Genomic DNA, 23271 nt, shown 5'->3' on the forward strand with positions numbered 1-23271 from the left:
GCGTCACGGCCGCGAAACAACCGGCCGCACTGGCCGAAACCAGCCTTCGGCACTCTCCTCTTCAACGCCGACACCCCGGGTGGCACGGGACAGGTACCCGGGTGCGGATCGGCTTGGACGCAGAGGAGACGCCGATGCCGGACGGCTTCAGCGCGGGCGACACCGCCTTCGTGCTCATCAGTGCGGCCCTGGTCATGCTCATGACCCCGGGGCTGGCCTTCTTCTACGGGGGCATGGTCAGGGCGAAGAGCACACTGAACATGCTGGCGATGAGTTTCCTCTCGCTCGGCATCGTCACTGTGCTCTGGGTCCTCTACGGGTACTCGCTCAGCTTCGGGCCCGACTCCTTCGCCGGTCTGATCGGCAACCTGGACTTCCTCGGGATGCGCGGCATCGGCCTGAACGAGCTGACCGGGACCATCCCGGTCACCGCCTTCGCGATCTTCCAGCTGATGTTCGCGATCATCACCCCGGCGCTGATCAGCGGCGCCGTCGCGGACCGGGCCAAGTTCACCGCCTGGGGCCTGTTCATCGCGCTCTGGGTGACGATCGTCTACTTCCCGGTCGCGCACTGGGTCTTCTTCTTCGACGGCGGCCACGGCGGCTGGCTGGGCGACCGGAACGGCGTGATCGACTTCGCCGGCGGCACGGCCGTGCACATCAACGCCGGCGTCGCGGGCCTCGCGCTCTGCCTGGTGCTGGGCAAGCGGGTCGGCTTCAAGAAGGACCCGATGCGCCCGCACAGCCTGCCGCTGGTGATGCTCGGCTCCGGGCTGCTGTGGTTCGGCTGGTTCGGCTTCAACGCGGGCTCGGCGCTGGCCGCCAACGGGGTCGCCGCGATGGCGATGGTCAACACCCAGGTCGCCACCGGTGCGGCGCTGGTCGGCTGGCTGGTCTACGAGAAGCTCAAGCACGGCGCCTTCACCACGCTGGGCGCCGCCTCCGGCGCGGTGGCCGGACTGGTCGCGATCACCCCGGCCTGCGGCTCGGTCAGCCCGCTCGGCGCGGTGGCGATCGGCCTGATCGCGGGCGCGGTCTGCGCCGCCGCCGTCTCGCTGAAGTACCGCTGGGGCTTCGACGACTCGCTCGACGTGGTGGGCGTGCACGCGGTGGGCGGGGCGATCGGCTCGCTGCTGATCGGCCTGTTCGCCACCGGCGGGGTCGGTCAGACCGCCAAGGGCCTGTTCTACGGCGGCGGGCTGGGGCAGCTCGGCAAGCAGGCGATGGGCGTGGCCGTGGTCGCGGCGTACTCCTTCGTCCTCTCCTGGCTGCTGGCCAAGGCGGTCGACAAGCTGGTCGGCTTCCGGGTCGCCGAGGAGGTCGAGGTGGCCGGCATCGACCAGGCCGAACACGCCGAGTCCGCCTACGATTTCAGCGCCGTCGGGGCGGGCCTGGCGCGGGCCCTGCCGGGCCTGGCCGCGGCCGTCGCGCCGGGCGGTCCGGCGACCGGCTCGTCCGCCGGTTCGTCGGCCGGTCCGTCCGCCGCGACGCCGGTGGCGAAGTCCGCCGGGAAGCCCGCTGAGAAGCCCACCGAGAAGGCCGCCGGACAGGCTGCCGAGAAGACCGAGGTCGACGCCTGATGAAGCTCATCACCGCCGTGATCAAGCCGTACCGCCTGGACGAGGTGAAGGCCGCCCTGCAGGCCTTCGGGGTCCACGGCCTGACCGTCACCGAGGCCAGCGGCTACGGCCGCCAGCGCGGTCACACCGAGGTGTACCGGGGCGCCGAGTACACCGTGGACCTGGTACCGAAGGTCAGGATCGAGGTCCTGGTCGAGGACGAGGACGCCGACGACCTGATCGAGGTCCTGGTGAAGGCCGCCCGGACCGGGAAGATCGGCGACGGCAAGGTCTGGAGCGTCCCGGTCGACACCGCCGTGCGGGTCCGCACCGGCGAGCGCGGCCCGGACGCCCTGTAGCCCCCACCGCGGCGGGCCCGTGACCCCCAGGGGAGCACGGGCCCGCCGACGGCGTACCCCGCTCGGCCGAACCGTGGCGCACCGCCTCCGCGGCGCACCCCGGGACGGCCCGGCCGCACGACGGACGGGACCCAGCACATGACCACCGAGACCAGGCCTTCCGACCCCGCCGACCCCGCCGCCGCCCGGGCCGCGCTGCTCGCCGCCCCCGGCCCGGTCGGCCGCCCGCGCCGCGAGGAGCTCGCCCGGCTCACCGACGACTGGCTGTCCGGACTGCTCGACGCCGCCGGCGCCCCGCCCGGCGTCGCGCTGGTCGCCGTCGGCGGGTACGGGCGCGGCGAACTGTCCCCACGCAGCGACCTGGACGTCCTGCTGCTGCACGAGGGCCCGATCGCCCGCGAGCTGCCCGAACGGATCTGGTACCCGGTCTGGGACGCGGGCGCCAAGCTGGACCACTCGGTGCGCACCCTCGCCGAGGCCCGGGCGGTCGCCGCCGCCGACCTCAAGGCCCAGCTCGGACTGCTGGACGCCCGCCACCTCGCCGGGGAACCGGCGCTCACCGCCGAGCTGCGCGCCGCGGTGTTCACCGACTGGCGCGCGAGTGCCCCCGCGCGCCTGCCCGAGCTCCGCGAGCTGGGCCGCGAGCGGGCCGAACGGCACGGTGAGCTGTCCTTCCTGCTGGAACCCGACCTCAAGGAGGCCCGCGGCGGCCTGCGCGACGTGGTCGCGCTCAACGCCGTCGCCGCCACCTGGCTGGCCGACGCGCCGCGGGACGGCCTGGACGCCGCCGCCCAGCGGCTCGCCGACGTGCGCGACGCGCTGCACCTGGTCACCGGCCGGGCCACCGAGCGGCTCAGCCTGCAGGACCAGGACCAGGTCGCCGAGCGGCTCGGCGTGCTGGACGCGGACACCCTGCTGCGCCAGGTCTACGAGGCCGCCCGGACCATCGCGTACGCGAGCGATGTCACCTGGCGGGCGGTGGACCGGGTGCTCGCCGCCCGGACCGGCCGGGGCCGCCGGGTCGCGCGGCGCGCCTTCCCGTTCACCGCGCCGTTCACCGCCCCGTTCACCGGTGCCGGGCGCGGCGCGGGTGCGGTGGCCCGGGGCGCGGTCGAACGCCGTCCGCTCGCCGAGGGGGTGGTCGAGCAGGACGGCGAGGCGGTACTGGCCCAGGGCGCCCGCCCGGCCGCCGACCCGGTGCTGCCGCTGCGCGCCGCGGCCGCCGCGGCCCAGAACGGGCTGACCGTCTCGTACGCGACGGTGCGCAGGCTGGCGGCCGAGTGCCGTCCGCTGCCGACGCCCTGGCCGGACGAGGCGCGCGAGCAGCTGGTCACCCTGCTGGGCGCGGGGGAGTCGGCCGTCCCGGTGTGGGAGGCCCTGGAGGCGGAGGGGCTGGTCACCCGGCTGCTGCCGGACTGGGAGCGGGTGCGCTGCCGCCCGCAGCGCAACGCCGTGCACCGCTGGACGGTCGACCGGCACCTGGTGGAGACGGCGGTGCGGGCCGCCGCGATGACCCGCCGGGTGGCCCGGCCGGACCTGCTGCTGGTCGCCGCGCTGCTGCACGACATCGGCAAGGGCTGGCCCGGGGACCACAGCGAGGCCGGTGAGGTGATCGTCCGCGATCTCGCCCCCCGGATGGGTTTCGGCCCCGAGGACACCGAGACCCTGGCGGTGCTGGTCCGCCACCACCTGACCCTGGTCGACACCGCGACCCGGCGCGACCCGGACGACCCGGCCACCGTCGAGACGATCACCAAGGCGGTCACCACGCTGCCGGAGCTGGAGCTGCTGCACGCGCTCACCGAGGCCGACGCGCTGGCCACCGGCCCGGCCGCGTGGAGCGGCTGGCGGGCCTCGCTGGTGGACGGCCTGGTGGCCCGGGCGGCCGACCGGCTGGCCGGCGCGGGCACCGCACCGGTGGAGGCGGCGCCGACCGCCGAGCAGGAGCGCCTCGCGGTGGAGGCGGCCCGCACCGGTGAGCCGGCGCTGTCGCTGCGCGCCCAGGCCGCGGGGGCGGACCCGGGCACCGTGCCGACGGGGACCGCGCCGATGGGGACCGCGCCGATGGGGACGGAACCGATGGGCGTCGAGCTGACCCTGGCCGTCCCGGACCGTCCGGGGCTGCTCGGCACCGCCGCCGGGGTGCTCGCCCTGCACCGGCTGGCCGTCCGCTCGGCCGGGCTGCGCGAACTGGACCCGATCGGGGCCGGCCCGGTGCTGCTGCTGTCCTGGCGGGTGGCCGCCGAGTTCGGCGAGCTGCCGGAGGCCGCCCGGCTGCGGGCCGACCTGCGCCGGGCGCTGGACGGCTCGCTGGACGTCGCCCGGCGCCTCGCCGAGCGGGACGCCGCCGCCCCGCGCCGCAAGGGCATCCCGACCCCGCCGCCGCTGGTCGCGGTGGCACCCGCGGTGGCCTCGGCGACCGCGACCGTGCTGGAGGTCCGCGCGCACGACGCCCCCGGCCTGCTGCACCGGATCGGCCGGGCGCTGGACGGGGCGGGCGTGCGGGTGCGCACCGCACACGTCTCCACGCTGGGCGCGGAGGCCGTCGACTCGTTCTACCTGACCGACGCGCAGGGCCGTCCGCTGGACGCCCGGCGGGCCGCGGAGGTGGCGGCCGCGGTCCGGGCGGCGCTGGACTGACCGGCTCCGGGAACGGGCGCCGGGCCGCCGCCGAGCAGCCGCCGAGCAGCGGTGGAGCCGCTGCGGAAGCAGGGGTGGAGACCTTACCCGGGGCGGCCGGATACCCTGGGGGACGACGACCGTACCGATACCGATGCCGCAGAGGACCCGCGACGACGTGTTCGACACCCTTTCCGATCGCCTCGCAGCGACGTTCAAGAACCTTCGGGGCAAGGGCCGCCTGAGCGAGGCGGACATCGACGCCACGGCCCGCGAGATCCGCATCGCGCTGCTGGAGGCGGACGTCGCGCTGCCGGTCGTCCGGGCCTTCATCAAGCAGGTCAAGGAGCGGGCGCTCGGGGTCGAGGTCTCCGGCGCGCTGAACCCGGCGCAGCAGATCATCAAGATCGTCAACGAGGAGCTCATCGCGATCCTCGGCGGCGAGACCCGCCGGGTGCGGTTCGCCAAGAGCGGCCCGACGGTCATCATGCTCGCCGGTCTGCAGGGTGCCGGTAAGACCACCCTCGCGGGCAAGCTCGGCCACTGGCTGAAGAAGCAGAAGCACACCCCGCTGCTGGTCGCCTGCGACCTCCAGCGCCCCAACGCGGTCAACCAGCTCCAGGTGGTCGCCGAGCGCGCGGGCGTGGCCTTCTACGGCCCGCAGCCGGGCAACGGCGTCGGCGACCCGGTGCAGGTCGCCAAGGACTCGATCGAGTACGCCAAGCAGAAGCAGTACGACGTCGTCGTCGTCGACACCGCCGGTCGCCTGGGCATCGACGCCGAGCTGATGCAGCAGGCCGCCGACATCCGCGCCGCGGTCGACCCGGACGAGGTCCTGTTCGTCGTCGACGCGATGATCGGCCAGGACGCGGTCACCACCGCGCAGGCCTTCCTCGACGGCGTCGACTTCACCGGTGTCGTGCTCTCCAAGCTCGACGGCGACGCCCGCGGCGGTGCCGCCCTGTCGGTCGCGCACGTCACCGGTCGGCAGATCATGTTCGCCTCCAACGGCGAGAAGGTCGACGACTTCGACGCCTTCCACCCGGACCGGATGGCCTCGCGCATCCTCGGCATGGGTGACGTCCTCTCGCTGATCGAGAAGGCCGAGCAGACCTTCTCGCAGGCCGAGGCAGAGAAGATCGCCGCCAAGCTGCGCGGTGGCCCGAAGCAGTTCACGCTGGACGACTTCCTGTCCCAGCTGGAGCAGGTCCAGAAGATGGGCTCGATCTCCAAGCTGCTCGGCATGCTGCCCGGGATGGGCCAGATCCGCGAGCAGATCAACAACATCGACGACAAGGACGTCAACCGGGTCGGCGCGATCATCAAGTCGATGACGCCGACCGAGCGCGCCGAGCCGGAGCTGATCAACGGCTCCCGCCGGGCCCGCATCGCCAAGGGCTCCGGTGTCCAGGTCGGCGAGGTGAAGAACCTGGTCGAGCGGTTCTTCGAGGCCCGCAAGATGATGTCCGCGATGGCCTCCGGCAAGGGCATGCCCGGCATGCCGGGGATCCCGGGCATGGGCGGCAGCGCGAAGAAGTCCGGCAAGAAGGCCCCGCAGGCCAAGGGCAAGCGCAAGAGCGGCAACCCGCTGAAGCGGGCACAGGAGGAGGCCGCGGCCGCCGAGCGCCGGGCCCTCGGGCCGGGTGCCGGTCAGGCTCCGGCGGACGGCGGGGCGTTCGGCCTCGGCGCGGGCAAGGGCCCGGCCGACTTCGAACTGCCCAAGGAGTTCAAGGACCTGCTGTAGTCCTCGGCCCTCGGCCCTCGTTCGCGGTGCCCGGTCCTCGTGATCGGTTTCGGTCGGCCCGTCGTCCGGTGTTTCCGGGCGGCGGGCCGATCGCGTGTCCGATGATGGGGTCATGCGAGTGATGATCAGGGCCCCGAGGGCCGAGGACGCGGTTGCGTACGCCGAGGCGGTGCGGCGGTCCGCCGAACACATCGGACGGTGGAACCCGGTCGAGCCGGACGGGCTGCCCGAGCTGCTGGAGCGCCAGGGGGCGGGTCTGCGCACCTTCCTGATCCTCGACGGGAAGACCGGCGGGCTGGTCGGCAAGGTGAACGTCGCCAACATCGTGATGAGCCGGTTCTGCAACGCGACGCTCGGCTACGACGCGTACCTGCCGTTCGCCGGCACCGGGCGGATGACCGAGGGCATGCGGCTGGTCCTGGACCGCTGCTTCGCCCCACTGTCGGCCGGCGGCCTGGGGCTGCACCGGCTGGAGATCAACGTGCAGCCGGACAACGAGCGCTCGGTCGCGATGGCCAAGCGGCTGGGCTTCCGGCACGAGGGCTTCTCGCCGCGGATGCTGTTCCTGCAGGGCGACTGGCGCGACCACGAGCGGTTCGCCCTGACCGCCGAGGAGTGGCCCGGCGCTTCGGCGTAGCCGCTGGTGGGAGGCGTCCGGCGGGGCCGTGCGGCCGCCGGTGATGCCGCAGGAGGAGCGCGAGCGGACCGCCTACCACGAGAGCGGGCACGGGCTGCTGGGCATGCTCCAGCCCGGCGCGGACCCGGTCCGCAAGATCACCGTCGTGCCGCGCGGCCGGCCGCTCGGCGTCACCCTCTACGGCCGGTGGGTCCGGGGGGCCGGGAGGGACCGAGAGGGACGTCGCTCGACCAGCGTGAACCGGTCGCCGGGGGCGCCCGCCACGGTGGCGGGCGCCCCCGTTGGCGTTTCCTGGCACGGCGTGTCGCGGCTTGGTGCGGCCTGGTGTGGCGTGGCGCGGCTCGGTGTGGCCTGTCGGTGCCCGGTGCGGCCTGGTGCGGCCGCGCGTTTCCTAGCGCGGCCGCTCGGCGACCAGGTAGCGGAACAGGTTCTCCATCCGCACCGAGCCGTCCGCACGCAGGTACGGCTGCAGCGCCTCCTCCAGCTCCTTGGCCACCAGCGAGGCGCCGGAGAACTCCTCGGCCGCCTCGAACAGCCCGGTGGAGAGCAGGCCGCGCACCGCACTGTCGAGGTCCGCGTACGCGAACGGGCAGCTCACCCGGCCGCTGCCGGCCGGCCGCAGACCGGCCGGGCCGAGCAGGTCCTCCAGCGCTCCCGGCACGCTCAGTTCGAACGGGTCGCGCGCGGTGGTGCGGCCCGCCATCCGCCGGGCCACGTCCAGCACCGGGGCGCTCTCGCAGCGTTCCGGCGGACCCCAGGTGGCGAGTACCACGTGGCCGCCCGGGAGGGTGAGCCCGGCCGCCTCGGCCACCACCCGGCCGGGGTCGGCGGCGCCGGGCAACTGCTCGAAAACCGTCACCAGCGAATGGGCCGGCCGGGGGACGGCGGCCGTCCCCCGGGACCCGGCGCCCACCCGCAGCCGACGGCCGCGGGCCAGCTCGCGCAGCTCCGCCCGCGGCTCCTGCCCGGCGACCTCCGCGCCCCGTTCGGCGGCGAGCAGCAAGGCCAGCCCGGACCGGCAGCCCAGGCCCAGCACGCTGCTCGCCGGGCCGACCTCCAGCCGGTCGTGCACCGCCTCGTAGAGCGGCACCAGCATGCGTTCCTGGATCTCCGCCCAGTCGCGCGCCCGCGCGGCCCCGGTGGCCCCGGGCCGCGGGTGGTGCGCGCGTGCGCCGGTCGGTCGTACGGTCGTGCCGGTCGTTCGAGCTGAAGCCATCGCGGCCTCCCATCCGGTCCTTCGGTGTCCTGCTACGGCTCCCCCAAAGTCCCGCCCCACTCCAGCGAACAGCGGGTCGGGCCCGGCGTCCAGAGGGGTGCAGGGTGGTGCGCGCGTGTCGCGGTGGTGCGCCCCCCGTGCCGCGGCCGGGTCCGGCACCCGCCGCGGGTGTGATACCGATTCGAAGTCAGGGGGTCGCTCCCCGTACCATTCGCCCCATGGCTAAGGCACCCGTTCTCACCCCTCAGGCGGAAGACTTCCCGCGCTGGTACCAGGACCTCATCAACAAGGCCGAGCTGGCCGACAACGGTCCGGTGCGCGGCACCATGGTCATCCGACCGTACGGCTACGGCCTGTGGGAGCGGATGCAGCAGGAGATGGACGCCCGGATCAAGAAGGCCGGCGCGCAGAACGCCTACTTCCCGATGTTCATCCCGCAGTCCTACCTGACCAAGGAAGCGGAGCACGTCGAGGGCTTCGCGCCCGAACTCGCGGTGGTCACCCACGGCGGCGGCAAGCAGCTGGAGGAGCCGGTCGTCGTCCGGCCCACCTCCGAGACGATCATCAACGAGTACTTCTCGAAGTGGGTGCAGAGCCACCGGGACCTGCCCCTGCTGATCAACCAGTGGGCCAACGTGGTCCGCTGGGAGCTGCGCCCGCGCGTCTTCCTGCGCACCACCGAGTTCCTCTGGCAGGAGGGCCACACCGCCCACGCCACGTACGAGGACGCCCGTGCGTACGCGTCGATGATCCACACCCAGGTCTACGGCGACTTCATGACCAACGTGCTCGGCATCGACGTCGTGCTCGGCCGCAAGACCGCCAAGGAGCGCTTCGCCGGCGCCATCAACACCCTCACCCTCGAAGGCATGATGGGTGACGGCAAGGCGCTGCAGATGGGCACCAGCCACGAGCTGGGCCAGAACTTCGCCAAGGCGTTCAACACCACCTACCAGCTGCACGGCGCCGAGCGCGAGTACGTCTGGCAGACCTCCTGGGGCGTCTCGACCCGCATGGTCGGCGGCCTGATCATGTCCCACGGCGACGACAACGGCCTGCGGGTGCCCCCGCGGCTGGCCGCCGTCCAGGCCGTCGTGCTCGCGATCAAGGGTGACGACGCGGTCATCGCCAAGGTCCGCGAGATCGGCGCCCGGCTGGAGGCCGTCGGCATCCGCGTCGTGGTCGACGACCGCACCGACACCCCGTTCGGCCGCCGCGCCGTCGACTGGGAGCTCAAGGGCGTTCCGCTGCGCATCGAGGTCGGCCCGCGCGACCTGGAGAACGGCACCGCCATGCTGGCCCGCCGCATCCCGGGCGGCAAGGAGCCGGTCTCCATCGACGCCCTGGCCGAGCTGCTGCCGGGCGTCCTGGAGGAGGACCAGGCGCTGCTGCTGCGCCAGTCCCGCGAGCGCCGCGAGTCCCGCACGGTCGACGTCAAGACCCTCGACGAGGCGGTCGAGGCCGCCGCGACCGGCTGGGGCCGGATCTCCTGGGCCGACCTCGGCGCGGAGGGCGAGGCCAAGTTGGCCGAGCAGGGCGTCACGGTGCGCTGCATCGTCGCGGCCGACGGTTCGGTGCCGGCGTCGGACGACCAGGACGGCAACGTCGCGATCGTCGCCCGCGCGTACTGACGGCGGTTCCGCGGCCGGTCGCGGGTCCGGTTCCGGGACCCTTCCGGGGGCCTTCCGGGCTCGCTTCCGGGTCCCGTTTCGAGTCCGTTTCGCGGCTCTTCCGGGATCCCCGGGATGTCCGCCGGTTGTTTGTTACCTGCAGGTAATGACTCTTGGCGGCGACATTTGCCCGGAATGCGGATGGGTAAGAATCCGGTAACTCTTCCGGGGGACTCCCAGACGTCGACATCCCTACTGGCCGGTCAACTCCCGGTATTAACGGAATAGCGGTACGGTGTACGGCCCGTGGCCCTGTCAATCAGACGGGATCACGGGCCGCACGTCCTGGGGGCGACAGCCCGCCCCCCGGGCGGAATTCACCAGGCCCGCCGACTCTGCGACGGGCCGAAACCGGCAGGGGGTTGGTCTTGCATCAGATCCGGAGCGTGCAATTCGCGCGCTGCCTTGCATTCCTGGGAGTTCCCTGTGAATTCCCGGAGGACGGGAACATGCGGAACATCGGCTCGCACTCCATCGTTGGTCTAGCGTGAGCACGACACAGCCCCTCGTTCTCGCGGCCGAACTGGCCGCCGCCTGGAGTGACATCCAGGCCTACCACCAGGACCTCCCCGACCTGGCCTCGCCCGAGGCCCTGATCGGCGAATCCTCCTCGGCCTGTGGCACGCGGCTCGGTTTCGAGCGGCTCCTCCACGAGGCTGCCCATGGTCTGGCCGCGGCCCGGGACATCCGGGACACCTCGCGGGCCGGCCGCTACCACAACCGGCGCTTCCTGATGCTCGCCTCCGAGCTCGGTCTGGCGCACCCGGTCGAACCGCACGCCAGCAGCGGCTTCTCCCAGGTGACCATGCTCAAGGAGACCCAGGAACGCTACGCCGGGACCATCGAGCGCCTGGACCGCGCCCTAGGGGCGCACCAGGAAGCGGTGACCGGCGACGGTGCGACGCGCGCCTTCCGTGGTCCGGCCGCCCGGCACGGCTCCTCCGGGGGCGGCGTCCGGGTCAAGGCGGTCTGCGGCTGCGGACGCAACGTCCGGGTCGTGCCGTCGGTCCTCGCGCAGGCGTCCATCGTCTGCGGCGCGTGCCAGCAGCCGTTCAAGATCGCGTAAGTGGTCGGCGGTTCGGCGGGCTGCTGTGCGGGCAGCGGTCCGGCCGGAGCGGGGCGGTACGACAGGCACATCAGCACATCAAGCGCGTGAGCACATCGGCACGTGAGCACATCAGCGCGTGAGCACATCAGCGCGTGAGCGCGTACGCGCTGTGCGGCGGGACGGTCGCACGGCGGAGCAGGACAACGGCAGAGCAGTACAGCGGTGACTTCGTGGGTTGGACCGGGAGCGGGGGCTCCCGGTCGGGCCCTGGTCGGGTCCCGGGCCCGTGCTCAGGCACTTCTCGCCGGTATGGCAGAATGGACAGCTGAGTACTCGGCAGCCGGGCAGGACCCCTCTCTCCTACGGCTGGCGTGTCCCTTGAACGGTCCGCCCCGCAACCCCACGCGACGGCAGGGCCGCTCACCCACGTCAACTCCAGGAGAATCCACTCCCGTGGCAGTCAAGATCAAGCTGAAGCGTCTCGGCAAGATTCGCTCCCCGCACTACCGCATCGTCGTCGCCGACTCGCGCACCAAGCGTGACGGTCGTGCGATCGAGGAGATCGGCATCTACCAGCCGACCTACAACCCCTCGAAGATCGAGGTCGACACCGACCGCGCCCAGTACTGGCTGTCCGTCGGCGCCCAGCCGACCGAGCCGGTGCTCGCCATCCTCAAGCTGACCGGCGACTGGCAGAAGTTCAAGGGCCTGCCGGCTCCGGAGCCGCTGAAGGTCGCCGAGCCGAAGGTCGAGGACTTCTCGCACCTGTTCGCCAAGGCCGTCGCCGGCTTCGAGGACGCCACCACCGGTGTCGCCATCACCCCGAAGGCCAAGAAGTCGGACAAGGCCGAGGCCGAGGCCGACGCCGCCGCCGAGGCCTGAGCGTGATCGAGGACGCCCTCGACCACCTGGTGAAGGGCATCGTCGAGCACCCCGACGAGGTGCAGGTGCGCTCGCGCAACCTGCGTCGGGGCAACACCATCGAGGTGCGAGTGCACCCCGATGACCTCGGCAAGGTGATCGGCCGGGGCGGCCGCACGGCGCGCGCACTGCGCACCGTGGTCGGCGCCCTCGGCGGTCGCAACGTCCGGGTCGACCTGGTCGACGTGGACAACATCCGCTGACGCAGCTGCTCGTTCAGCCGTCAGGGCTTGGGGCCGACCGGGACGCATGTCGTCCCGGTCGGCCTTTCCCGTTTTCCGCACCACCCCGTCGCGTGACCGCGTCACCGTGTCACCGCCTCGCACCACCCCATCGCGTCACCGTGTCACCGCCTCGCACCACCCCATCGCGTCACCACTTCGCACCACCCGAACGCACCAGCCCTTCGTACCAACCCGTCGTACCAGCCCTTCGTACCGGCTCAGGAACTCCAGGAGAACGATCACCGTGCAGCTCGTCGTCGGCAGGATCGGCCGTGCCCACGGCATCAGGGGGGACGTCAGCGTCGAGGTCCGCACCGACGAGCCGGAGCTCCGGCTCGGCCCGGGTGCCGTCCTGCTCACCGACCCCGCGTCGGCCGGGCCGCTGACCATCGAGTCCGGCCGGGTGCACAGCGGGCGGCTGCTGGTGCGCTTCGCCGGTGTCAAGGACCGCAACGCGGCCGAGGCCCTCCGGGGCACGCTGCTCATCTCCGAGGTCGACCCGGAGGAGCGTCCCGACGACCCGGACGAGTACTACGACCACCAGCTGATCGGCCTGGACGTGGTGCTGCTCGACGGCACCCCGGTCGGCGAGCTGACCGAGGTCGTCCACCTCCCGTACCACGACCTGCTCACGGTGAAGAAGGCCGACGGGACGGAGGTCCTGGTGCCCTTCGTCAGCCAGATCGTGCCGACCATCGACCTGGAGAACCAGCGCGCGGTGATCACCCCGCCCGCCGGGCTGATCGACCCGGAGCGGGCGGAGGTCGCCGGTACGTCCTCGGCCGAGGGTGCCGAGGGTGCGGAGGACGCCGCGGCTGCCGAGGGCGTCGAGGATGCCGATCGCGCCGAGGGTTCGGAGGAGTCGGAGTGACCGGCGGCGTGGCGGAGGGTGGCGAGGCCGGCGGCGTGTCGAGCGGCATGCGGATCGACGTCGTCACGATCTTCCCCGAGTACCTGGAGCCGCTGGACGTCTCGCTGGTCGGCAAGGCCCGCGCACGCGGCCAGCTCGACGTGCACGTCCACGACCTGCGCGGGTGGACCCACGACGTGCACCGCACGGTGGACGACAGCCCGTACGGCGGCGGCCCCGGCATGGTGATGAAGCCCGAGCCGTGGGGCGAGGCGCTGGACGCGGTGGTCGCCGGCGGGCCCGAGGGCGAGGTGCCCACCCTGGTCGTGCCGACCCCGAGCGGGCGCCCGTTCACCCAGGAGCTCGCCCAGGAGCTGGCCGGCCGCCCCTGGCTGGCCTTCACCCCCGCGCGCTACGAGGGCATCGACCGCCGGGTGATCGAGGAGGCGGCCACCCGGATGCCGGTGGTCGAGGCCTCGATCGGCGACTACGTGCTGGCGGGCGGCGAGGTCGCGGTGCTGGTGATGGTCGAGGCGATCGCCCGGCTGCTGCCCGGGGTGCTCGGCAACGCCGAGTCCCACCGCGACGACTCCTTCGCGCCGGGTGCGATGGCCGACCTGCTGGAGGGCCCGGTCTACACCAAGCCCGCCGAGTGGCGCGGCCGGACGGTGCCGGACGTGCTGCTCAGCGGCAACCACGGCAAGATCGCCCGCTGGCGGCGCGAGCAGGCCTTCGCCCGTACCCTGGCGAACCGCTCCGACCTGGTCGAGCGCTGGCAGTACGGCGCCTTCGACAAGAAGGACCGGGAGGCGCTCGGTGTCCTCGGCCTGGCCTGGGACGAGCGGCTCGGCCGATTTCGGTCCACGGCCGCCGATGTGGAAGAATAGGCCGCTGCTGTCTGTCGCTGGCCCCTTCTCGTAGGGGGCACGTGGACCGGCGCCCCCGCCACGGGGGGATCGTCGTCAGCCGATGCGGCCCACAGCAAACCCCATTGTGACGATTTTCCGTGGGCGGCCCGTGGCGCCTGCGATGGAGAGCAACATGAGCAACAAGCTCGCTGCTGTCGACGCGGCCTCGCTGCGTAGCGACATTCCGGCCTTCCGCGCCGGTGACACCCTGAAGGTCCACGTCCGGGTCATCGAGGGCAACCGCTCCCGTGTCCAGGTCTTCCAGGGCGTCGTCATCCGCCGCCACGGCGCCGGCATCGGTGAGACCTTCACCGTTCGCAAGGTCAGCTTCAACGTCGGCGTGGAGCGCACCTTCCCGGTGCACACCCCGGTCGTCGAGAAGATCGAGGTCGTGACCCGCGGTGCGGTTCGCCGCGCCAAGCTGTACTACCTGCGTGACCTCCGCGGCAAGGCCGCGAAGATCAAGGAGAAGCGCGACCGCTGATCCACCGTCCCCCGGCCTGGCCGGGGGATCGGAGCGCTCACGGGGGACGAACGACCGCAAGGTAAGCTCACCCCCCGATGAGCACGCACGAACCACCCGCGGACCGCGACGGCAGTCCCGCACCCACCGGTGCGGACCCTCTGTCGCGGTCCGCGGTCGTTTCCGGGAGTGCTTCCGAGGAAGCACCGACCGGGACGACCGCCGCCGCGTCCGGGGACGCCGCTGACGGCCCGGAGCCGGAGGAGGAACCCGGCCACTCGCGCTCGCGCGACCTGCTGCTGTTGGCGGGGATCTGCCTGGCGGCCCTGCTCCTGGTGAACGCTTTCGTCGCGCGCCCGTACGCGGTGCCCTCCGGCTCGATGGAGGACACCCTGCGTCCGGGCGACCGGTTGATCGCGAACCAGCTCGCGTACGCCTTCGGCGGTCACCCCCAGCGGGGCGACGTGGTGGTCTTCGACGGGACGGGCTCCTTCCTGCGGGAGTCGGCGCAGCCGCGGGGATTCTGGGACGGTGCGCGTGCGCTCGCCCGGGACCTCGGGCTGGCCCCGGCCGGGGACACCGTCTACGTCAAGCGCGTGATCGGCGTCGGCGGGGACCGGGTGACCAGCACCGGGCCGGGCGCGCCGATCACCGTCAACGGCGTACCGGTGGACGAGACCTCCTACCTGGCCCCGGGGGACGACCCGTCGAGCGTGGCCTTCGACGTGGTGGTGCCGGCCGGTGAACTGTGGGTGATGGGCGACCACCGCAGCGCCTCCCGCGACTCCCGCGACCACCTCGGCGAGCCCGGCGGCGGCTTCGTGCCGGAGGACAAGGTGATAGGCCGGGCGGACTGGGTGGTCTACCCGTTCTCGCGCTTGACCGGCCTGGACCGGCCCGCGGCCTTCGCCGCGACTGCGGGGACGGGTGGTCATGGGAGCCAGAGGTAGGAGTCGACTCAGCGAACGTCCGGCCCGGGAGCCGGACGGTCGGGGACCGCGGGACACCGGACCCGCCGTCACTCCGGCGGTGCGCGGCCGGGCCGAGCGCCGCCGCAGCGCCCGTCGGGCGGCCCGCCGGCGCAAGCGGTCGCTGGTGCGCGAGGTCCCGATGATCATCCTGGTGGCCCTGCTGGTGGCGCTGGTGATGAAGACCTTCCTGATCCAGGTGTTCGTGATCCCCTCGGGCTCGATGGAGCAGACCATCCGGATCGGGGACCGGGTGCTGGTGGACAAGTTGACCCCCTGGTTCGGCAGCGAGCCGCAGCGCGGCGACGTGGTGGTGTTCAAGGACCCGGGCGGCTGGCTGGAGGGCGACCGCAAGCCCTCCGACGACGGCCCGGTGCTGGGCGCGGCCAAGCAGGTGCTGACCTTCGTCGGACTGCTGCCGTCCGACAACGAGCAGGACCTGATCAAGCGGGTGATCGGCGTCGGCGGGGACACCGTCGAGTGCTGTGACGCGCAGGGGCGACTCAGTGTCAACGGGCACCCGGTGGACGAGACCTACCTCGCGCCCGACAACCCGCCGTCCAGGCAGCCCTTCAAGGTGAAGGTGCCGCAGGGGCGGCTGTGGGTCATGGGCGACCACCGGGACGTCTCCGCCGACTCCCGTTTCCACATGGGCAATCCGGGTCAGGGCACGATCCCGCTGAGCGGTGTGGTGGGTCGCGCGTTCGTGATCGCCTGGCCGCTGGACCGCTTCCATCAACTCGAGGAGCCGGGTTCACTCTCCTCTCTCGCGCGGGCTCCGCAGGCCGGTGGAACTGCCGCGGAATCCGTGGGCGTTGGGCCGGTTCCTGTGGAACCTCCGCTCGTTATGGGTGTGTTGGGCATCCTTCCGTTCGTCGGTCGTCGGCCGGGGCGGCCTCCGGAGTGAGCCGCGCCGGCCGCTGAGCGGCCGGGCCTCGCGTGTGGGACCGCGAGCCGGATGCCTCGGAGTGATAGAGAAGTGCAGGTGCGGCCGGGAGTGGTCCCGGCCGTGCGCCGAGGCTGTGCTGGTGTCAGGGGAGCCCCCGGTGGGCAGCCCTGAGGTCGTTCACGGTCGTGGCGAGCGTGGTGCCCGCTGTGCGGCACTCTGAGCGCGGGCGCGCGGGCGTCCGCACAGCAGGGAGGAGACGTTGTGGGGGATTTGGTGATCGGTGCCCGCTCGGGCGCCGGAGAGCCCGAAGGCCCAGGCCGTCGGGCGGCCCGGTCCGCCGAGCTGTCGGCGCCCTCGGCCGCGGTCGACGACGCCGCGGCCCAGACCGCCGATGAACAGGGCGCCGGGGCCGAGGACTCGCCGGAACCCTCGCAGTCGGAGACCGGGTCGGCGGACGGGTCGGAGTCGGAGGCTCCGGCCAAGCCGCGCAAGCCGCGCTCCTTCTGGAAGGAACTGCCGATCCTGATCGGGATCGCGCTGATCCTCGCGCTCGTGATCAAGACGTTCTTCGTCCAGGCGTTCTCCATTCCGTCGGAGTCGATGCAGAACACGCTGCAGGTCGGTGACCGCGTCCTGGTCGACAAGCTGACCCCCTGGTTCGGGGCCGAGCCCCAGCGCGGCGAGGTCGTGGTCTTCCATGACCCGGGCGGCTGGCTGAACGACGAGCCGACCCCGCAGAGCAGCAACTCCTTCCTCCGCGGTGTGCAGGACGTGCTCGGCTTCGTCGGCCTGATGCCCTCCGCCAACGAGAAGGACCTGATCAAGCGGGTCATCGCGGTCGGCGGGGACACCGTCGAGTGCGAGGGCGAGGGGCCGGTCAAGGTCAACGGTGTCGCGCTCAACGAGCCGTACATCTACCCGGGCAACACCCCCTGCGGTGACCACCCCTTCGGACCGGTCAAGGTGCCCAAGGGGCGGATCTGGGTGATGGGCGACCACCGCGCCAACTCGCTGGACTCCCGCTTCCACATGGACCAGCCGGGCGGCGGCACCGTCCCGGTGGACAACGTGATCGGGCGGGCCTTCGTGGTGGCCTGGCCGATCAGCCACTGGGCGACCCTGCCGGTGCCGAGCACCTTCGACCAGAAGGGCCTGGCGGCGGCCGCGCCGATGGCGCCCCCCGCGGCCGGTGCGGCGGGGGCCGTCGCCCTGCTTCCGCTGGTGCGTCGGGTGCGGGGCCGGGAGGAGCGCCGGAAGGCGTCCTGAGCTCCACCGGGTTGTCCCCGACCCTTGCGCGGGCCGTGGTACCGACGAGTAATCTGCTCGGACGTGCCACGGCCCGTCGGCGTTCCCGCCGGTGCCCCCGGCGTGCCAGTGGTGTTCTCCGGTCGGCCAGAGGTGGACGGTGTCGATGAGCAGTGTCGTGGAGCAGACGGCCGACAGTGAGCCCGCGCCCGCGCCCGCGCCCGAACGCCGCCGGCCGGCCGCGGTGCTGCAGGGCGTCGCGCTGGCGCTCGGACTGGTGCTGATGATCGGCGGCTTCGCCCTCATCGCGGTCGACTACCGGCCGTACGACATCCCCACCGCCTCGATGTACCCGACGCTGCAGATCGGGGACACCGTGCTCGCCCGCAAGGTCGCCGGCGGGGCCGTCGGCCGGGGCGACGTGGTGGTCTTCCGGGACCAGTCCTGGGGCGGCAACGAGCTCATGGTCAAGCGCGTGGTCGCGGTCGGCGGGGACACCGTCGCCACCAGCGGGGACAACCGCCGCCTGACGGTCAACGGACAGCCGGTGGACGAGCCCTACCTCGCGGCCCAGGGCGGCCAGGGCGAGTCGTTCAGCGTGACGGTGCCGCAGGGCCGGCTGTTCCTGCTCGGTGACAACCGGGTCGGCTCGCTCGACTCCCGCACCCACCTGGAGGTCGACGGCGGGACCGTCCCGGCCGACGCCGTCGAAGCCAGGGTCGAGGCCACCCTGGAGCCCTTCGGCCGGACGGGCCTGCTCGACCGGACCACCGCCTTCGACGGCTTCGCGGGGCCGGGGCCGTCGCAGCCCGGCCCGCTGGAGCCCGCCGCCTACGCCACCGTCGGCGGCGCGGCACTGATCCTGGTGACCTCGGCGGCGGGCGGGGTGGCCGGGCTGGCCCGCCGGCTGCGCCGGGGGAGCGGCTCCTGAGCGGGGCCGTCGCCGCGCGGGCCGCTCTGCCGAACATCGCCCCGGACGGCGGCGCCGGGTGGCAGGATCGGTAGCACCACCGATGCGAACGGAAGGAGCGTGGAGCGCCGCCATGACAGCACAGCGCCGCAGGGCGGCGCGGATCCTGCTGCTGGACGGGCTGGACCGCATCCTCCTCTTCCTGGGCGCCGACCCGGCGGTTCCCGGGGAGACGTGGTGGTTCACGCCCGGGGGCGGTTTGGAAGCGGGGGAGGACGTGCGCGAGGCGGCCGAGCGGGAGCTCGCGGAGGAGACCGGCTTGCGGGGCGTGGACCTGGGTCCCTTGGTGGCGTACGGCACGGTGTCGTTCTCCTTTCAAGGACGGCGTTACGAGCAGGAACAGTGGTTCCACCTGGCCCGGACCGCCGAGACGGACCTGGACCACTCCGGCATGGGCGCGGACGAACACGCCCAGCTGCTCGCGGCGCGCTGGTGGACGGTCGAGGAACTGAGGGGGACCGGCGAGACGGTGTATCCGGCCGGCCTGGCGGACTTCCTGGAACGACTGCTGGTCGAGGGCCCGCCGGTGGATCCGGTACGGCTCTGACCGTGGGTGCGGTGGTCCACAATGGGTGGACGTGACAAGTTGAGGGGACGCCTGGATGAGTGCCGAAGATCTCGAGAAGTACGAGACCGAGATGGAGCTCAAGCTCTACCGGGAGTACCGGGACGTCGTCGGCCTGTTCAAGTACGTGATCGAGACCGAGCGACGGTTCTACCTCACCAACGACTACGAGCTGCAGGTGCACTCGGTCCAGGGCGAGGTGTTCTTCGAGGTGTCGATGGCGGATGCGTGGGTCTGGGACATGTACCGGCCGGCCCGGTTCGTCCGCAAGGTCCGGGTGCTGACCTTCAAGGACGTGAACATCGAGGAACTCGCGAAGAGCGACCTGGAGCTGCCCTCGGACGAGTCCGGCTTCGGGAACTGACGTTGGACGACTCCGTCCCGCGTTGTCCAGCCGAATTTCGCGGGATCAGGGCTTCTCACCCCTGCGGGTGACAAAAGTTATCCACAGGTCCGGGTTATCCACAGGGAACCGGAATTTCCGGGCCCGGCGGTGCGCGATGGGGCAGCCTCCTCGGCGGAGGTGGTCACCATGCAGCACACCGTCGTGCAGGACCAGGCCGTACCGGACACAGCCGCAGCCGGGAAGAAGTCGCGGGGCGTCCCGGTCCGCAGCACCAGGACCGGGCTCGGCCGCTACGGGGAACGGGTCGCCGCCCGCCGCCTCACCGAGGCCGGGCTCCGCATCCTGGACCGCAACTGGCGCTGCGTCGAGGGCGAGTTGGACATCGTCGCCCTCGACGGCGACACCGTGGCGGTCTGCGAGGTGAAGACCCGCTCCGAGCGGGGCTTCCAGCAGCCCACCGAGGCCATCGACCAGGCCAAGGCCGCCCGGCTGCAACGCCTGGCCGAGCGCTGGATGGCCGAGCGCTGGCCCGGCCACTTCGCCCGGCTGGCCGGCGCCGACGACGACGTCGCGCCGACGGATCCGCACTGGCCTCCCGCCCCGCCGGGCGGGGTGCGGATCGACCTGGTCGCCGTGGTCAACCGGGCGCGGGGTGCGGCCCTGGTCGACCACCTGCGGGGGGTGGTCTGAGATGGCCTTCGCCCGTACCTGTTCCGTCGCGCTGGTCGGCGTCGACGGGGTGATCGTCGAGGTCCAGGCCGATCTGGAGCCCGGGGTGGCCGCGTTCACCCTGGTCGGCCTGCCCGACAAGGCGCTCACCGAGGCCCGCGACCGGGTCCGCGCTGCGGTGGTGAACAGCGGCGAGGCCTGGCCGCAGCGCAAGCTGACGGTCGGCCTCAGCCCCGCCTCGGTGCCCAAGAGCGGCAGCGGCTTCGACCTCGCGGTGGCCTGCGCCGTGCTGGCGGCCGCCGAGCGGCTCGACCCGTCGTCCATCGCCGACCTGCTGATCATCGGCGAGCTGGGGCTGGACGGCCGGGTGCGGCCGGTCCGCGGGGTGCTGCCGTCGGTACTGGCGGCCGCCGACGCCGGTTACGAACGGGTCGTGGTCGCCGAGCAGACCGCGCCCGAGGCCTCGCTCGTCCCCGGGGTCACGGTGATCGGTGTCCGCAGCCTGCGCCAGCTGATCGCGATCCTGACCGGGGGGACGGCGCCGGAGGAGCCGCCGGACCCGATCGGGGGCCGACCGGATCCGCTGATGGCCGGGCTGATGCTGCCCTGCGCGAGTGTGCGGGGCCTGTCCGAGGACAAGGCGTCCCGCCTCGACATGGCCGACGTGGCCGGCCAGTACGAGGCGCGACGAGCCCTGGAGATCGCCGCCGCCGGAGGCCACCACCTCTACCTGAAGGGCCCGCCGGGCGCGGGCAAGACCATGCTGGCGGAGCGACTGCCCGCGCTGCTCCCGCCGCTGACCCAGAAGGAGGCGTTGGAGGTCACCGCCGTGCACTCGGTGGCGGGCCTGCTCCCGGTCGGGCGTCCGTTGATCGACACCGCGCCCTACTGCGCCCCGCACCACTCCACCACGATGCCCGCGATCGTCGGCGGCGGCAGCGGCCTGCCGAGACCGGGCGCGGTCTCGCTGGCCCACCGGGGCGTGCTGTTCCTGGACGAGGCGCCGGAGTTCCCGGTCCGGGTGCTCGACGCGCTGCGCCAGCCGCTGGAGTCGGGCGAGGTGGTGATCGCCCGATCGGCCGGGTCGCTCCGGCTCCCGGCGCGCTTCCTCCTCTGTCTGGCCGCCAACCCCTGTCCGTGCGGTCGGCACTCCCGGCGGGGCGAGGGCTGCGAGTGCTCGCCGGCGATGGTCAACCGCTACCAGGGGCGGCTCTCCGGGCCGCTGCTGGACCGGGTCGACCTCCAGGTCCAGGTCGCCCCGGTGACGAGGATCGAGCTCATGGAGCGGGACGCCACGGCGGAGAGCACCGAGACCGTCGCAGCCCGGGTGCGGGCCGCCCGGGAGCGGGCGGCGGCCCGGCTGGCGAACACCCCGTGGCGGACCAACGCGGAGGTCCCGGGCCACGAGTTGCGCACGCACTGGCAGCTCGCGCCCGGCGCGCTCAACGACGTCGCCCGTCAGCTGGAGCGGGGGCTGCTCACCGCCCGGGGCCTGGACCGGGTGCTCCGGGTCGCCTGGACGGTCGCCGACCTCGCCGGTCGCGACCGACCGGACCAGCGGGACGTGCGCACCGCCCTGGTCCTGCGCACCGGGGTGGAGCAGGGGCTGCCGCTGACCGAGCGGGTCCCCGGCCGGCTCTGGGGGATCCCCGCCCAGCGCGGTGGCCCGCCGGACGCCGGCCGGCCCGGGACCCGCGAGGAGTCTGTCGACGGAACGGAGCGAGACGCATGAACCAGCTGCTGGGATACCCCTACGGTGGGACCGGGACGACCGGGACCGGTGCCGGAACCGAGGCCGACCCCACCGGCACCACGGCGGCGTCCGATCCCGAGCGCCTGGCCCGCGCCCTGCTCAGCCGGCTCAGCGAACCGGGGGACGCGGTGGTCGGCCGTTGGCTCGGCCAACTCCCCGCCGTCGACGTGGTCCGGGCGATCCGGGACGGGACGGTGCCCGACCACCCCGGGCTGGATTCCACCCGGCTGGCCGGGTACCGGGCGAGGCTCTCGGGGCTGGACCCGGAGACGGACCTGAAACGGGTACGGCGCGGCGGCGGACGGTTCATCATTCCGGGGGACACGGAATGGCCCAGTCAACTCGACGACCTGGGTGACGGACGCCCCGTCGGGCTCTGGACGATGGGCACCGGCTCGCTGCGGTTGCTCGCGCTGCGCTCCGTCTCGGTGGTGGGCTCCCGGGCCTGCACGGCCTACGGCGCCCACGTCGCCGGGGAGCTGTCGGCCCAACTCGCCGAGCGCGGTTGGGTCGTGGTCTCCGGCGCGGCCTACGGGATCGACGCGGCGGCCCACCGCGGCGCACTCGCCGTCGGCGGGATGACCGTCGCGGTGCTCGCCTGCGGAGTCGACGTGGCCTACCCGAAGGGGAACGCCGCACTGATCCGGCGGATCGGCGTCCAAGGCCTGCTGGTCAGTGAACTCCCGCCCGGGGAGCACCCGAACCGCTTCCGCTTCGTCCTCCGCAACCGGGTGATCGCGGCGCTCACCCGGGGCACCGTGGTGGTCGAGGCGGCCGTCCGCAGCGGAGCCCTGAGCACGGCCAGACGGGCGCGGGACCTCAACCGCCACACCATGGGCGTCGCCGGCCCGGTGACCTCGGAGCTGTCCGCCGGGGTACACGCCCTGATCCGCAGTGGTGCCGCCACCCTGGTCACCGACGCGGCCGAGATCACCGAGCTGATCGGAGCGATCGGGGACGACCTGGCTCCGGAGCGCAGCGCACCGGTGCTGCCGCGCGACCTGCTGGAGCCCCCGGTGGCCCGGGTCCTGGAGGCCGTACCGGCGACGGCGGAGGGCGCACCGGTCGAGCGGCTGGCCCGTCAGTCCGGCCTCCCGCCGGACGAAGTGCTCCAGCGGCTCTACGAGTTGGGCTCGCTCGGCTACGTCGAGCGACACGGCGCGCACTGGCGCCTGGTGCGGAGGAGGTGAGCGTCGGGACGGAGAACACGCGTGCGCCTGGGGAGGGCGTGTCCGAACCACCCGGCTGACCAGCTGATCCGGTTCTTCCGCTCGTGTGCCCGGATCCGGTGGGTGAACGCCACCGGATCGGGGGACGACCGAGTGGTGGTAGCGCTTTGCAGTGAGTTGGTCACGCTACGCTCCACATGCCTTCCCTATCAGCACATGACTCGGCAGAACGGCGCAGACCAACGCATGCCCACACACATTCCCGGACACAGAGTGACCGGTGGCGCTCGGTCCTCGGGCGGGCCGCGGACCGAGCGGCGCCCCACGACGGAGTTCCCGCCCAAGTCGGCGGGGACGATGGGAGGCCTGTCGCGCCAGGGCGGCCGACCGACGGTGGTGCCAGGCCAGCCCGCGGACGCGACCCGGGGCGCCGAGGCGGCCCGGTCCGCCGACGCGCCGGTGGACTCATCCGTCGACGC

The 23271-nt window shown here is 73.0% G+C and carries 21 protein-coding genes and 2 pseudogenes; 22 read left to right on the forward strand and 1 reads right to left on the reverse strand.

What is annotated here, in order from left to right; all coding sequences use genetic code 11:
• Positions 1-134 precede the first annotated feature (134 nt).
• From AB0Q99_RS25050 to AB0Q99_RS25075, 6 genes and pseudogenes are all read left to right on the forward strand, one after another.
• Positions 135-1580 (forward strand): ammonium transporter, encoded by a 1446-nt coding sequence (locus AB0Q99_RS25050; protein WP_363575346.1) that lies wholly within the window; start codon positions 135-137, stop codon positions 1578-1580.
• A complete protein-coding gene (locus AB0Q99_RS25055) occupies positions 1580-1918 on the forward strand; it encodes a P-II family nitrogen regulator (RefSeq protein WP_045700226.1) in 339 nt (112 codons plus the stop codon). Before AB0Q99_RS25050 ends, AB0Q99_RS25055 begins: the two co-directional genes overlap by 1 nt.
• A 138-nt stretch (positions 1919-2056) precedes the next feature.
• On the forward strand, positions 2057-4558 hold the full coding sequence (locus AB0Q99_RS25060; RefSeq protein WP_363575348.1) for a [protein-PII] uridylyltransferase: 2502 nt from the start codon (positions 2057-2059) through the stop codon (positions 4556-4558).
• A gap of 157 nt (positions 4559-4715) precedes the next feature.
• On the forward strand, positions 4716-6281 hold the full coding sequence (gene ffh / locus AB0Q99_RS25065; RefSeq protein ID WP_363575418.1) for a signal recognition particle protein: 1566 nt from the start codon (positions 4716-4718) through the stop codon (positions 6279-6281).
• A 112-nt stretch (positions 6282-6393) separates the two neighbouring features.
• Entirely contained in the window at positions 6394-6918 is a 525-nt protein-coding gene (locus tag AB0Q99_RS25070) for a GNAT family protein (RefSeq protein WP_363575349.1), read from the forward strand.
• A 22-nt stretch (positions 6919-6940) separates the two neighbouring features.
• Positions 6941-7096: pseudogene (locus tag AB0Q99_RS25075) on the forward strand (hypothetical protein); the annotation flags it as partial.
• Positions 7097-7309: 213 nt separating this feature from the next.
• On the opposite strand, the gene AB0Q99_RS25080 reads toward AB0Q99_RS25075, so the two are convergent.
• A complete protein-coding gene (locus tag AB0Q99_RS25080; RefSeq protein ID WP_363575351.1) occupies positions 7310-8134 on the reverse strand; it encodes an SAM-dependent methyltransferase in 825 nt (274 codons plus the stop codon).
• 218 nt (positions 8135-8352) lie between these two features.
• On the opposite strand from AB0Q99_RS25080, the gene proS reads away from it, so the two are divergent.
• From proS to dprA, 16 genes and pseudogenes are all read left to right on the forward strand, one after another.
• Complete coding sequence (gene proS / locus AB0Q99_RS25085; protein ID WP_363575353.1) at positions 8353-9765, forward strand: proline--tRNA ligase; 1413 nt, start codon at positions 8353-8355, stop codon at positions 9763-9765.
• 526 nt (positions 9766-10291) lie between these two features.
• Positions 10292-10870, forward strand: a complete 579-nt coding sequence (locus AB0Q99_RS25090; protein ID WP_030243495.1) for a hypothetical protein — start codon at positions 10292-10294, stop codon at positions 10868-10870.
• Between the two features lie 435 nt (positions 10871-11305).
• Positions 11306-11734, forward strand: a complete 429-nt coding sequence (gene rpsP, locus AB0Q99_RS25095) for a 30S ribosomal protein S16 (RefSeq protein ID WP_363575355.1) — start codon at positions 11306-11308, stop codon at positions 11732-11734.
• Positions 11735-11736: 2 nt separating this feature from the next.
• A complete protein-coding gene (locus tag AB0Q99_RS25100) occupies positions 11737-11976 on the forward strand; it encodes an RNA-binding protein (protein ID WP_030056773.1) in 240 nt (79 codons plus the stop codon).
• A 265-nt stretch (positions 11977-12241) separates the two neighbouring features.
• On the forward strand, positions 12242-12868 hold the full coding sequence (gene rimM / locus AB0Q99_RS25105; protein WP_363575357.1) for a ribosome maturation factor RimM: 627 nt from the start codon (positions 12242-12244) through the stop codon (positions 12866-12868).
• Between the two features lie 47 nt (positions 12869-12915).
• Positions 12916-13734 (forward strand): tRNA (guanosine(37)-N1)-methyltransferase TrmD, encoded by an 819-nt coding sequence (gene trmD / locus AB0Q99_RS25110; RefSeq protein ID WP_363575420.1) that lies wholly within the window; start codon positions 12916-12918, stop codon positions 13732-13734.
• Positions 13735-13888: 154 nt separating this feature from the next.
• On the forward strand, positions 13889-14239 hold the full coding sequence (gene rplS / locus AB0Q99_RS25115) for a 50S ribosomal protein L19 (protein ID WP_030306736.1): 351 nt from the start codon (positions 13889-13891) through the stop codon (positions 14237-14239).
• Between the two features lie 77 nt (positions 14240-14316).
• Entirely contained in the window at positions 14317-15168 is an 852-nt protein-coding gene (lepB, locus tag AB0Q99_RS25120) for a signal peptidase I (RefSeq protein ID WP_363575359.1), read from the forward strand.
• Between the two features lie 82 nt (positions 15169-15250).
• Positions 15251-16051 (forward strand): annotated as a pseudogene (lepB, locus tag AB0Q99_RS25125) (signal peptidase I); the annotation flags it as partial.
• A 285-nt stretch (positions 16052-16336) separates the two neighbouring features.
• Complete coding sequence (gene lepB, locus AB0Q99_RS25130; protein ID WP_363575361.1) at positions 16337-17341, forward strand: signal peptidase I; 1005 nt, start codon at positions 16337-16339, stop codon at positions 17339-17341.
• 145 nt (positions 17342-17486) lie between these two features.
• On the forward strand, positions 17487-18251 hold the full coding sequence (lepB, locus tag AB0Q99_RS25135) for a signal peptidase I (protein ID WP_363575362.1): 765 nt from the start codon (positions 17487-17489) through the stop codon (positions 18249-18251).
• 112 nt (positions 18252-18363) lie between these two features.
• The gene (locus AB0Q99_RS25140; protein WP_363575364.1) at positions 18364-18837 is read left to right on the forward strand and encodes an NUDIX domain-containing protein; all 474 of its coding nucleotides are present in this window, start codon (positions 18364-18366) and stop codon (positions 18835-18837) included.
• A 55-nt stretch (positions 18838-18892) separates the two neighbouring features.
• Positions 18893-19219 (forward strand): DUF2469 domain-containing protein, encoded by a 327-nt coding sequence (locus AB0Q99_RS25145; protein WP_030056781.1) that lies wholly within the window; start codon positions 18893-18895, stop codon positions 19217-19219.
• A 168-nt stretch (positions 19220-19387) separates the two neighbouring features.
• Positions 19388-19891 (forward strand): YraN family protein, encoded by a 504-nt coding sequence (locus tag AB0Q99_RS25150; protein ID WP_363575366.1) that lies wholly within the window; start codon positions 19388-19390, stop codon positions 19889-19891.
• 1 nt (position 19892) lies between these two features.
• Positions 19893-21602 carry a YifB family Mg chelatase-like AAA ATPase gene (locus AB0Q99_RS25155; RefSeq protein ID WP_363575368.1) on the forward strand — a complete coding sequence of 570 codons (1710 nt, stop codon included), beginning with the start codon at positions 19893-19895 and terminating at the stop codon, positions 21600-21602.
• Positions 21599-22813: a DNA-processing protein DprA gene (gene dprA / locus AB0Q99_RS25160; protein ID WP_363575370.1), complete on the forward strand. Its 1215-nt coding sequence runs from the start codon at positions 21599-21601 to the stop codon at positions 22811-22813. Before AB0Q99_RS25155 ends, dprA begins: the two co-directional genes overlap by 4 nt.
• Positions 22814-23271: the final 458 nt, after the last annotated feature.

Source organism: Kitasatospora sp. NPDC086791 (assembly GCF_040685975.1).
GTDB lineage: Bacteria > Actinomycetota > Actinomycetes > Streptomycetales > Streptomycetaceae > Kitasatospora.